The sequence below is a fragment of the Amycolatopsis sp. NPDC051106 genome (assembly GCF_040682775.1).
Taxonomy (GTDB): Bacteria; Actinomycetota; Actinomycetes; order Mycobacteriales; family Pseudonocardiaceae; genus Amycolatopsis.
Genome location: NZ_JBFBBQ010000091.1, coordinates 1 through 11,526, shown reverse-complemented (window position 1 = coordinate 11,526; position 11,526 = coordinate 1). Strand labels below are relative to the sequence as shown.

The window sequence follows — 11,526 nt, the reverse complement described above, 5'->3', positions numbered from 1 at the left end:
ATTGCCGCTTTCGGTGTGATCCGCGACACCGTAGGTTGGCACGGTGACGACCGAGCCGGTGGAACGCGACTCCCCCGCCGCGATCGCCGCCGAGCACGACGAAGAACGGCCCGCGCGCACCCTCTCCCGCGTTCCCGACCGCGTCGTCTACTTCGTCGCCCTCGCGGTCGCGGTCTTCGTGCTCAAGCAGGTGTTCTTCCCGTTCGCCAAGGGCAACCAGTTCTACCTCGTGCTGTTCCTCGGCGTGACGCTCCCGCTGGTCTTCCTCTGCTACCGCCCGCGGCTGCGCGGCCGCGACGACCCCGGCTGGACCGACTGGACCCTCGCCGCGATCGCCCTGGCCGTCGGCCTCTACCCCGTGCTGATCGGCTACGACGACTTCCTGAACCGCCAGGGCATCCTGTCCCCGCTGGACATCGTCGCGGGCGCGCTGCTGCTGGTGCTGATCCTCGAAGCCACCCGCCGCACCACCGGGCTGGTGCTGCCGATCGTCTGCCTGCTCTTCCTCGCCTACGCCTACTACGGCGGCTACCTCCCGCAGAACTGGGGCATCGCGCACGCCGGCATCGACTTCAGCCAGATCGTCAACGCGCTCTACAACGACGCGAGCGGCTTCTACGGCACTCCGCTCGACGTCGCGGCCAGCTACATCGTGCTGTTCACGCTCTACGGCGCCGTCCTCAACGCCTCCGGCGCCGGGCGGTTCTTCGTGGACATCTCCTTCGCCGCCTTCCGGAAGTCGCGGACGGCGCCGGGCCGGACCACCGTCCTGTCGGGCTTCCTGCTCGGCACGGTGTCGGGTTCGGGCACCGCGACGGCCGTCAGCCTCGGCTCGATCACCTGGCCGATCCTCAAGAAAGCCGGTTACCCCAGGGAAAACGCCGGCGGGCTGCTCGCCGCGTCCGGCATCGGCGCGATCCTCTCGCCGCCGACGCTGGGCGCCGCCGCGTTCATCATCGCCGAGTACCTGCAGACGTCGTACCTGACCGTGCTGATCTGGGCGACCGTCCCGACGCTGCTCTACTACCTCGGCATCGTGTTCGCGATGGAGGCCGACGCGCGCCGCTTCGAGGCCGAGCCGGTCGACGTCCCGCACGGCAACCCGTGGCAGCTCCTGCGCCAAGGCGGCTACCACTTCCTGTCGCTGGCGATCATCGTCGTGTTCCTGGCCCTGGACATCCCGCCGTTCGCCGCGGTCGTCTACGCCACCGGCGTCGCCGCGCTCTTCGCGCTCATCGCCCGGCGCCGGGACGTCAAGGGCTGGGCCAAGGACATGGTGGACGCGCTCTCCGCCGGGGTCCGCGGGGCGCTGCCGGTGATCGCGGTGTGCGCGGCGGCCGGCGTGATCACCTCGACCATCACCAAGACCGGGCTCGGCCTCGAACTCGCCGACGCGCTGGTGGAACTGGCCGGCGCCCTCACCGACAACGGCACCGTGATCCTGATCCTGACCGTGCTGCTTTCGGCGATCGCGGTCGGTGTGCTCGGGCTGGCGGTACCGGTCACCGCGAGCTTCATCATCGCGTGGGTGGTGATCGGCCCGGCGCTGGAGACGCTGGGAGTCGCCGACGCCGAGCGGGCGATGTTCATCTTCTACTACGCCGTGCTTTCGGAGGTCACGCCGCCGACCGCGCTCGCCGCCGTCGCGTCGGCGGCCATCACCGGAGGGTCGGTGCTCGGCACCATGTGGCAGTGCTGGAAGTACACGCTGCCCGCGTTCCTGGTGCCGATCGCCTTCGTGCTCACCGACAACGGCGCCGCGCTGCTGCTGCAGTCCGATGTGCTCACCGTGCTGTGGGTGGCGGTGGTGTCGGCGGTGGCCGTCGCCGCGCTCGCCGTGGTGACCGGGGGCTGGCTGTTCGGCCCGGTCAGCCTGCCCGTGCGGCTGCTGTTCGTCCCGGCCGCCCTCTGCCTGCTCTACCTGGAGCCGGTGCCGATCGCGGTCGGCGCCGCGTTCGGTGTCGCCGCCGTACTCGCTCACACCGTGCTCAAGAGGAGGACAGCATGAAACGCGCACTGGCCGCTGCCGCGGTACTCGCTCTGGCCGTCACGGGCTGCGGCGGCAAACAGCAGGCCGACCAGCCCGCCCAAGGTGGTGGCGGGCAGTCCTGCGAAGCCGGCGAAGGCCGGATCACCATCGCCACCGGCAACAGCGGCGGCGTCTACTACGTGCTCGGCGGCGGGCTGGCCCAGCTGATCAGCAACAACACCAAGCTGCGTGCGACCGCGGCCGAGACCGGCGCGTCGGTGCAGAACATCCAGCAGCTGGTCGCCGGGAACTACGACGTCGCGTTCTCGCTGGCGGACACCGCGGCGGACGCGGTGCGCGGCAAGGGATCCTTCGAGGGCAAGCCGCAGAAGATCCAGGCGCTGTCGAGGATCTACCCGAACTCGACGCAGGTGCTGGTGCGCACCGACTCGGGCATCAACTCCGTCGCGGACATGAAGGGCAAGCGGATCTCGACGGGCTCGCCGAAGTCGGGCACCGAGGTGATCGCGAACCGCCTGCTGCAGGCGGCGGGCCTCAAGCCGGACACCGACGTCCAGGCGCAGCGGCTCGACCTGGCCAAGACCGCGGACGGCATGAAGTCCGGCACGCTCGACGGGCTCGTCTGGTCCGGTGGCCTGCCGACCGCGCAGATCACCGACATCACCACGGCGTTGAAGGACAAGGTGAAGTTCCTCGACATCACGCCGCTGCTGCCGAAGCTCAAGCAGGTCAACGACGTCTACGACCAGGCCGTCATCCCGGCGGCGGCGTACGGGCAGCCGGCCGACGTGCCGACGGTCGTCGTGCCCAACCTGCTGCTGGTGCGCGAGGACTTCCCGGCGAACAACGCGTGCGCGCTCACCAAGCTGCTCTTCGACAAGCAGGCGGAGCTGGCGAAGGTCCACCCGGCGGCGAAGGAGATCACGAAGCAGCTGGCCCCGCGGACCGAGCCGGTCCCGCTGCACCCCGGGGCCAAGCAGGCACTCGGCTGACCCCTAGGGTCGGTTCGTGGACGCCGGCGAGTACCTCGAGACGGCGGTCCGGGACGTCCTGACCGCCGCCGAACCGGGCGTCGACGACCAGGCCGGGTACGCCGCCCTGCTGCTCGCGGTCAGCGGCGCGCTCGACGAGGCCGACCGGCTGGCCGGGCACTGGTCGGCCCGCACGGAACGGCCGGTGACCGCGCTGGCGCCCGACCCGGTGCGGGCCCGCGCGTGGGCGATGCTCTTCGAAGCCCGCGGCGGCTGGCCGGAGTGGGCCGAGGGCTTGACGCCGCTCGACCTCGATGCCGAAGAACGCGCGCACACGGCTTCCCTGCGCCGTCCGGTGTCCGACCTCGACGGCGTCCTCCCGCCGGGACCGCTCGCCGAGGTGGTCAAGCACGTCGCGCCGGCACGCCCGGACCGCGTCCGCGCGGCACTCGCCGACGGCGACCTCACGCTGTGGGCCTCGCTGGCCGGGCACCGGCCGGACGTGGCGACGCTGGCGGCGACGCGCGCGCTGGCCCCGGCGCTGGTGGCCGGGGCGGACCCGCTGGGCCTGCGCGACTGGGCGCCGGCCTGCGCGGGGGCGCTGGTCGCGGCCCTGCACGAGCGCTACCCGCCGAGCCTGAGGACCTGGCCCGAGCTGGTCGCGGAGATCATGCGGCTGCGCGGCTCGGCGGAAGCAGCGCTCCTGCGCGGCCGCACCACGCTCCCGCCCCCGGCGTCGGAAGCGGCGATCCGCTCGGCGGAGCTGCGGCTGGGTGTCTCGCTCCCCGAAGACCACCGCGAGTTCCTCCGCACCTGCGACGGCCTGCCGGCGGACGTGGTCTTCCCCCGCTTGCTGGGCACGGCCGAGCTGCGCGCCGAGAACGGAGTGGTGATCCTCGCCGAGCCGGCGGTGCTGCTGCTTTCGGCGTCGCACGTGGTCGAGGTCGATCCGGTGCTGGGCACGACGGTGCACCCGTCGTTCCGCGCGGCGCTGGTCCGGCACGCCACTTTGCTCGCCCAGGCAGGCTAGCTTGGGCACGGTGACCACCCTCACCGTGGAGAAGATCACCCCGGACAACGTCGCCGCCGCGTGCCAGCTGGCCGTCGAGCCGCACCAGAAGAACTTCGTCGCGCCGGTCGCCGTCTCGCTCGCCGAGGCCTACACCCAGCCGGAGATCGCCTGGCCGCGGCTGATCCTCGACGACGGGGAACCGGTCGCCTTCGTGATGGGCGGCTTCAACCCCGGCGCGGAGCTCGACTTCTTCCGTTGCGGGGTCTGGCGGCTCAACGTCGGCGCGGGCGTCCAGGGCCGCGGTCACGGCCGGTTCGCCGTCGAAACCGTGCTCGAAGAGGCGCGCCGGCGCGGCGAAAAGGCCGCCACGGTGCTGTGGCTCCCGGCCGAGGGCGGTCCGGAGGACTTCTACCTCAAGCTGGGCTTCCGCCCGACCGGGCAGACCTTCAACGGCGAGGTGGTCGGCCGGATCGCCCTCTAGACCTGGCCGCGCTTCTTCCGCTCGGTGTACTCGCGCATGCGCTTCGGGTAGCCGACGCGCGCGACCTCGTAGACCGGGATCGACCGGCGGTGGCCGAACTGCTGGGCCGCCTCCAGGCTGCCGATCCGGCGCCGGGTCCACTCGCCGTCGTGGGCGATCAACACCACAGTGGTCTCGGTGACGTTCGTCTTCGGCTCGACGAAGGCCTCGACACCCCGGCGCGAGGCCGCCCACTCGTCCAGGTGATGGGTGTCCTCGGAACTGGCTTTCCGCAGCGTGCCGGCCTTCTGCCCGCCCTTGGCGCGCCTGCGCAGGGAGTCGAACAACCCCACCGCGACCACCTTCCCTCCCGAGACATTCCCCACTCATTATCCCGATGTCCGCGTGTGGTCGGTGTCGCACACCCGGCTAGCTCGCAGCCTCGTCCGGCGTAGTGACAAGATGGCGGGTGTCGCGCGCGCGGTTATACCGGGCACGGGCGACGACAGAGCACCACCCCACTGCTTGCCGAGGAGCTATTGAAGTGACCGACACCTCCGCCGACCTCGTGATCCTGGGAGGCGGATCGGGCGGCTACGCCGCGGCGTTCCGCGCGGCCGAGCTGGGCCTTTCCGTCACCCTGATCGAGAAGGACAAGCTGGGCGGGACCTGCCTCCACCGGGGCTGCATCCCGACCAAGGCCCTGCTCCACGCCGCCGAGGTCGCCGACGAAACCCGCGAGGCCGAAGCGGTCGGCGTCAAAGCCGTCTTCGAGGGCATCGACATCGCCGGGGTCAACAAGTACAAGGACGGGATCGTCTCCCGGCTGTACAAGGGCCTGCAGGGCCTGGCCAAGGCGCACAAGGTGAACCTCGTCGAGGGCAGCGGCACGTTCGTCGGCGGCACGACCGTCGAGGTGGACGGCACCCGCTACACCGGCAAGAACGTCATCCTCGCCACCGGTTCCTACTCGCGCACGCTGCCCGGCCTGGAGCTGGGCGGACGTGTGATCGCCAGCGAGCAGGCCCTGTCCCTCGACTACGTCCCCAAGAAGGTCGTTGTCCTCGGGGGCGGCGTGATCGGCGTCGAGTTCGCGAGCGTCTGGGCCTCCTTCGGCGTCGACGTCACCATCGTGGAAGCGCTGCCGCGGCTGGTCCCGAACGAGGACGAGTTCGCGTCCAAGCAGCTCGAGCGCGCTTTCCGCCGTCGCAAGATCGCCTTCAAGACCGGCGTGAAGTTCACCGGCGCGAAGCAGGACGAGAACGGCGTCAGCGTCTCGCTGGAGTCCGGCGAGACCATCGAAGCCGACCTGCTGCTGGTCGCCGTCGGCCGCGGGCCGAACTCGGCGGGCCACGGCTACGAGGAGGCCGGCGTCAAGATCGAGCGCGGCTTCGTCATCACCGACGAGCGGCTGCGCACCAACCTGCCGAACGTCTACGCCGTCGGCGACATCGTCCCCGGCCTGCAGCTCGCGCACCGCGGCTTCCAGCAGGGCATCTTCGTCGCCGAGGAGATCGCCGGGCAGAACCCGCGCGTGATCGACGAGAGCGGCATCCCCCGCGTCACCTACTCCCACCCGGAGGTCGCGTCGGTCGGGCTGACCGAGTCGCAGGCGAAGGACAAGTACGGCTCGGACGTCACGACGTTCACCTACGACCTGGGCGGCAACGGCAAGAGCCAGATCCTCAAGACCTCCGGCGGGGTCAAGCTGGTCAAGGCCCCGGACGGCCCGGTCGTCGGGGTCCACATGGTCGGCGACCGCGTCGGCGAGCTGATCGGCGAAGCGCAGCTGATCTACAGCTGGGAGGCTTTCCCCGAAGACGTCGCGCCGCTCATCCACGCGCACCCCACCCAGACCGAGGCCCTCGGTGAAGCGTTCCTCGCCCTCGCGGGGAAGCCGCTGCACGTGCACAGCTGACGTCCCACCAGCAGAATCCAGACCACGCAGAACTTGGAAGAGGAGTCAGCGAACGATGGCCTACTCCGTCACATTGCCGGAGCTCGGGGAGAGCGTCACCGAAGGCACCGTCACCCGGTGGCTTAAGCAGGAGGGCGACACCGTCGAGGTCGACGAGCCGTTGCTCGAGATCTCGACCGACAAGGTCGACACCGAGGTGCCCTCCCCGGTGGCGGGCACGGTCGTGAAGATCAGCGCCGCCGAAGACGAGACCGTCGAGGTCGGCGCCGAGCTCGCCGTGATCGACGACGGCTCCGGTGGCGCGCCCGAGTCCTCCGCCCCGGCGCAGGAAGAGCAGAAGCCCGAGCCCGAGCCGGAGCCGGAGCAGTCGGCCGAGCCGGAGCCGCAGGCCCAGGACAGCGCTCAGGACAGCGCGCCGAGCAAGCCGGACACCGCGCCGGCCGCCGGTGGTGAAGGCACCGAGGTGAAGCTGCCCGAGCTGGGCGAGAGCGTCACCGAAGGCACCGTCACGCGCTGGCTGAAGCAGGTCGGCGACTCGGTCGAGGTCGACGAGCCGCTGCTCGAGATCTCCACCGACAAGGTCGACACCGAGGTGCCGTCGCCGGTCGCCGGCACGGTGCTGGAGATCCGCGCGGGCGAGGACGAGACCGTCGAGGTCGGCGGCGTCCTGGCCGTGATCGGTGACGCGAACGCGGCGCCGAAGGCCGAGGCCAAGCCGGAGCCCAAGCCCGAGCCGAAGCCGGAACCCAAGCCGGAGCCGAAGCCCGAGCCCAAGCCGGAGCCGGTCCAGGAGTCCAAGCCGGAGCCGAAGCCCGAGCCGCAGGCCGCGCCCGCGGCGAAGGCGGCCGAGGCGGCCCCGGCCGCGGCGGCGAAGGACGGTTCGGCGGACGGCCCGTACGTCACGCCGCTGGTCCGCAAGCTGGCGTCCGAGCACGGCATCGACCTCTCGTCGCTGACCGGCAGCGGCGTCGGCGGCCGGATCCGCAAGCAGGACGTCCTGGCCGCGGCCGAGGAAAAGCAGAAGGCGGCGGCCGCCCCGGCTCCCGCGGCTGCTCCCGCCGCCGCGGCCGCTCCGTCGGCGCCCGCCGCGCGTCCCGCGGCCCCGGTGTCGCCGGAGCTGGCGGCGCTGCGCGGCACGGTCCAGAAGGCCAGCCGGATCCGCCAGATCACGGCCACCAAGACCCGCGAGTCGCTGCAGATCGCCGCGCAGCTCACGCAGGTCCAGGAGGTCGACGTCACGAAGATCGCCAAGCTGCGCCAGCGCGCGAAGGCGGCCTTCAAGGAGCGCGAGGGCGTCAACCTGACGTTCCTGCCGTTCTTCGCGAAGGCCACGGTCGAGGCGCTCAAGCAGCACCCGAACGTCAACGCGTCCTACAACGAGGACACGAAGGAGATCACCTACCACGGCGCCGTGCACCTGGGCATCGCGGTGGACACCGAGCGCGGGCTGCTCTCGGTCGTGATCCACGACGCGGGCGAGCTGAGCCTGGCCGGTCTCGCGCACCGGATCGCCGACCTGGCGGGCCGCGCGCGGTCGGGCCAGATCAAGCCGGACGAGCTGTCGGGCGGCACGTTCTCGATCACGAACATCGGCAGCGTCGGCGCGCTGTTCGACACGCCGATCATCGTGCAGCCGCAGTCGGGCATCCTCGGCACCGGCGCGGTCGTCAAGCGCCCGGTGGTCGTCGCGGACGCCGACGGCAACGACACGATCGCCGTCCGGTCGATGGCGTACCTGCCGCTGACCTACGACCACCGCCTGGTGGACGGGGCCGACGCGGGCCGCTTCCTGACGACGATCAAGCAGCGCCTGGAAGAAGGCAACTTCGAGGGCGAACTCGGCCTCTGATCGTCTGAGTGCCTGACCGTGAAGGGCTCCTCATCCGCTGGTGAGGGGCCCTTCACGGCGTTCCGGACCTGGCTGGCCGCGCACCGCGACGCCATCTCGGTCGTGGCGGAAGACGGCCGGCACCACCTGGCACACCACGCCGGGGTGCCGCGCGTCGTGGCCTCGACGATCAAGGTCATCCCCCTGCTGGCCTACGCCACCGCAGTCGCCGGCGGCGCGCTCGATCCGGCCGAACCGGTTCCGGTCGGTGACTGGGACGCGTTCCACCCCTTCGACGGCGACGGTCCCCTCGGCGCCGGCGCCCACCACCGGGCGCTGACGTCGCTGGGCGTCGCCTGCGACGAGTACGGCGTCGCCCACGATCCCGGTCGGCTCGTCCCGGTGGACGCGATCGCCACGGCGATGATCACCGAAAGCGACAACGCGGCCCCCGACTACCTCCGCGCCCGGCTCGGCGACCGGGCGGTGCGAGCCGCCGCGGCCGACGGCGGGTGGGCGGACGCGGACCTCCGCTGGTTCTGCGGCGAGACCCTCCGCTCGTTTTATCCCGGCGAACCGGACCTCACCGTGCGTTTCACCGGGGAACCCGCGTTCCGGCGAGAGGTCCTCGAACGCGTCCGAGGCGAGCCGGTCTCCAGGGAAGCCGAGTGGGCTTGGGCACAGGAGACCGCGCACGGCACGGCCGCGCGGCTCTTCGCCTTCCACCGCCACCTCGCCACCGCCGACACTCCCGCCGTCGCTCTCGCGCGCCGCAAACTCGGCCGGGACGTGCGCTACAAGGGCGGCGCCCTGCCGCGCAGCCGCGGTTTCGGCCTCTCCGCACCCGGTGGGACGGTGGCGATGTTCTTCACCGGTACGGACTTTCCCGAGGTCCCGCTCGCTGATCTGGGCCTGGCGATCCTCGCCGACCTGCCCGGTTTCGCACGGGACCTGGGCGTGCGGGCGCGCAGCGGATGCGCAACGATCGGAGCATGCGAGTACTGATCGCCGGAGCGAGCGGCTTGATCGGGTCGGCGCTGGTCGACCGCCTGCGGCGGGAGGGCCACGAGGTCCGCCGGCTGGTGCGGCGCGAGGCGCGCGAAGGCGGCGAGTTCCGCTGGGACCCGCCGTCGGGCACCATCGCGGACGGTGCCTTCGTAGGCGTGGACGCCGTCGTGAACCTGGGCGGCAAGCCGCTGTTCCCGGGCCGGTGGAGCGCGGCGCGCAAGCAGGAGCTCACCGACAGCCGGATCGAGCCGACCGAGGTGCTCGCCGAAGCCGTTTCCGAACACGGCGTGGGTGTGCTCGTCAACGCTTCCGCCGTCGGGTACTACGGCCACACCCATGAGTCCACTGTGGACGAATCGGCACCTCGTGGCCGCGGTTTCCTCGCCGAGCTCTGCGAAGCCTGGGAAGCGGCGACGGCGGGCGCGAATGAAGCGCGCGTCGTCAACATCCGGACCGGGCTGGTGCTTTCGGCGAAGGGCGGGCTCTACGGCACGCTGCGCCCGCTCTTCCAGCTGTGCCTGGGCGGGCGGCTCGGCGACGGCCGCCAGTTCATGCCGTGGATCTCCCTCGAGGACGAGGTCGGCGCGATCGTCCACGCCCTCACGCACGACGACCTGTCCGGCCCGGTCAACCTCACCGGCCCGGCCCCGGTGACCAACGCCGAGTTCACCCGGGCGGTCGGGCGGGCCCTGCACCGCCCCGCGCCGTGGTGGGTGCCCGGGATCGCGCTCAAGACCGTGCTCGGCCAGGCCGGCGAAGAGATGGCGCTGTTCGGGCAGCGGGCCGTCCCGGCCGCGCTGAAGCGGTCCGGCTACGAGTTCCGGCACCCCACCCTGGACAGCGCGCTCGCCGCGGCATGAGCGTCCCGCTGCAGCGCTGGCTCGTCGTCGGCGCCGTCCTCTCGGTCGCGTTCGTCGTGCTCGGCCTGAGCGTGACGCGGCAGCCGCTCACCCTCGACGTCGAAGTCGCGAACGCGTTGCACGGCGTGTACGCGGAGCCGCTCGGCCGGGTGGCGCAGGCCGGGAGCGACCTGCTCGGGCCGGTGCTGCCCTTCGTCCTCGGCGCCGCGCTGCTCGCGCTGGCGCTGCGGCGGCGCGAGCACGTCGGGCTGTGCGTGCGGCTGGCCGTCGTGCTGGTGCTGTGCCGGCTGACGAGCCTGGTGTTCAAGCCGCTCTTCCTGCGCGAACGCCCGCGCGACTACCCGGACCTGAGCTACCCGAGCGGGCACGTGGTGTCGGTGGCGAGCACGGGGTTCGTGCTGCTCCTGCTGTGCGCGTGGCTGTGGCCGCGGCTGGTCCGCCGGGTCGCGGCGGCGGTCGTCGTGGCCGTCGTGCTGGGCGCCGCCTGCCGCGTCGTGCTGGGCGTGCACTGGGTCACCGACACGATCGGGGCCGTGCTCGCGGTGACGGGTGTCGGGCTGCTCTCAGCGTGCGCCTTGCGGCTGCTTCCCCCGGGTGACGGGCGTAGCCTCGACGGGTGAGTTCTTCCCGCATTTCCTGCCGCGCCACCACCGAGCCCGTCGACGTCCGGGAGCTCGGCACGATCGACTACACCGAAGCCTGGGAGCTCCAGCGGAGCCGGCTCACCGCCCGCGCCGACGGCACCGCGCCGGACACGATGTTCCTGCTGCAGCACCCGTCGGTGTACACCGCGGGCAAGCGCACGGAGCCCGCCGACCGCCCGAGCGACGGCACGCCGGTGATCGACGTCGACCGCGGCGGCAAGATCACCTGGCACGGCCCGGGCCAGCTGGTCGGCTACCCGATCGTGAAGCTCGGCGACCCGATCGACGTCGTGCACTACGTGCGGCGGCTCGAGGAGGCGCTGATCCACGTGTGCGACCAGCTGGGCGTGCGCAGCGGCCGCGTCGAAGGCCGCAGCGGCGTGTGGATCCCGGCCGACGAGCGCGGCATCGAGCGCAAGATCGCGGCGATCGGCATCCGCGTCCAGCGCGGCGTGACGATGCACGGCTTCGAGCTCAACTGCAACGCGGACCTCTCGGCGTTCGACTCGATCGTGCCGTGCGGCATCCGCGACGCGGGGGTGACGTCGCTGTCGTACGAGCTGCAGCGGGACGTGAGCGTGGAAGCGGTGCTCCCGCTGGCGCGCGACGCCGTCCTGGCCGCCCTCGAAGGCGAGCTCCCGGTGAGCGAAGACCGCTGGCTCCCGCGTCCGGAGGCCCCTCAGGCACCGGGCGTCACCTTCGCGCTCCAGAACTGACCAGCGCCCCAATGTGGCGCTGGGACTGGGCGGCGTCCGGCTGCTCACCGACCCGACCTTCGACGCGCCCGGCGATCACTCGATCGGCAACCGCGTGCTGATCAAGACCGAGGACTCCG

The 11,526-nt window shown here is 71.8% G+C and carries 11 protein-coding genes; 10 read left to right on the top strand and 1 reads right to left on the bottom strand.

Annotated features, from left to right (window positions below):
- The first annotated feature begins 43 nt into the window (after positions 1–43).
- The 4 genes from AB0M83_RS39970 to AB0M83_RS39955 are packed head-to-tail and all read left to right on the top strand — an operon-like array spanning position 44 to position 4,454.
- Positions 44–2,008 carry a TRAP transporter fused permease subunit gene (locus AB0M83_RS39970; protein WP_364525615.1) on the top strand — a complete coding sequence of 655 codons (1,965 nt, stop codon included), beginning with the start codon at positions 44–46 and terminating at the stop codon, positions 2,006–2,008.
- Entirely contained in the window at positions 2,005–2,982 is a 978-nt protein-coding gene (locus tag AB0M83_RS39965) for a TAXI family TRAP transporter solute-binding subunit (protein WP_364525613.1), read from the top strand. Before AB0M83_RS39970 ends, AB0M83_RS39965 begins: the two co-directional genes overlap by 4 nt.
- Positions 2,983–2,998: 16 nt before the next feature.
- Positions 2,999–3,991, top strand: a complete 993-nt coding sequence (locus tag AB0M83_RS39960) for an SMI1/KNR4 family protein (RefSeq protein WP_364525611.1) — start codon at positions 2,999–3,001, stop codon at positions 3,989–3,991.
- Positions 3,992–4,001: 10 nt separating this feature from the next.
- Entirely contained in the window at positions 4,002–4,454 is a 453-nt protein-coding gene (locus AB0M83_RS39955; RefSeq protein ID WP_364525609.1) for a GNAT family N-acetyltransferase, read from the top strand.
- Here the strand turns inward: AB0M83_RS39955 and AB0M83_RS39950 are convergent.
- The gene (locus AB0M83_RS39950; protein WP_155541890.1) at positions 4,451–4,795 is read right to left on the bottom strand and encodes an oxidoreductase; all 345 of its coding nucleotides are present in this window, start codon (positions 4,793–4,795) and stop codon (positions 4,451–4,453) included. The genes AB0M83_RS39955 and AB0M83_RS39950 overlap by 4 nt on opposite strands.
- A 182-nt stretch (positions 4,796–4,977) precedes the next feature.
- On the opposite strand from AB0M83_RS39950, the gene lpdA reads away from it, so the two are divergent.
- Genes lpdA through lipB form a run of 6 tightly spaced genes read left to right on the top strand, consistent with a single transcriptional unit; the run spans position 4,978 to position 11,407 of the window.
- Positions 4,978–6,351: a dihydrolipoyl dehydrogenase gene (lpdA, locus tag AB0M83_RS39945; protein ID WP_364525607.1), complete on the top strand. Its 1,374-nt coding sequence runs from the start codon at positions 4,978–4,980 to the stop codon at positions 6,349–6,351.
- 55 nt (positions 6,352–6,406) lie between these two features.
- Positions 6,407–8,200, top strand: coding sequence for a 2-oxoglutarate dehydrogenase, E2 component, dihydrolipoamide succinyltransferase (gene sucB / locus AB0M83_RS39940; protein ID WP_364525605.1), 1,794 nt, complete (start codon positions 6,407–6,409; stop codon positions 8,198–8,200).
- Positions 8,201–8,218: 18 nt separating this feature from the next.
- Positions 8,219–9,184, top strand: a complete 966-nt coding sequence (locus tag AB0M83_RS39935) for a serine hydrolase (RefSeq protein WP_364525603.1) — start codon at positions 8,219–8,221, stop codon at positions 9,182–9,184.
- Positions 9,172–10,047 carry a TIGR01777 family oxidoreductase gene (locus tag AB0M83_RS39930; protein ID WP_364525601.1) on the top strand — a complete coding sequence of 292 codons (876 nt, stop codon included), beginning with the start codon at positions 9,172–9,174 and terminating at the stop codon, positions 10,045–10,047. Before AB0M83_RS39935 ends, AB0M83_RS39930 begins: the two co-directional genes overlap by 13 nt.
- Positions 10,044–10,667, top strand: a complete 624-nt coding sequence (locus AB0M83_RS39925; protein ID WP_364525599.1) for a phosphatase PAP2 family protein — start codon at positions 10,044–10,046, stop codon at positions 10,665–10,667. The genes AB0M83_RS39930 and AB0M83_RS39925 overlap by 4 nt, the downstream gene beginning before the upstream one ends.
- Positions 10,664–11,407 (top strand): lipoyl(octanoyl) transferase LipB, encoded by a 744-nt coding sequence (gene lipB, locus AB0M83_RS39920; RefSeq protein ID WP_364525597.1) that lies wholly within the window; start codon positions 10,664–10,666, stop codon positions 11,405–11,407. Before AB0M83_RS39925 ends, lipB begins: the two co-directional genes overlap by 4 nt.
- The last annotated feature ends 119 nt before the right edge of the window (positions 11,408–11,526 follow it).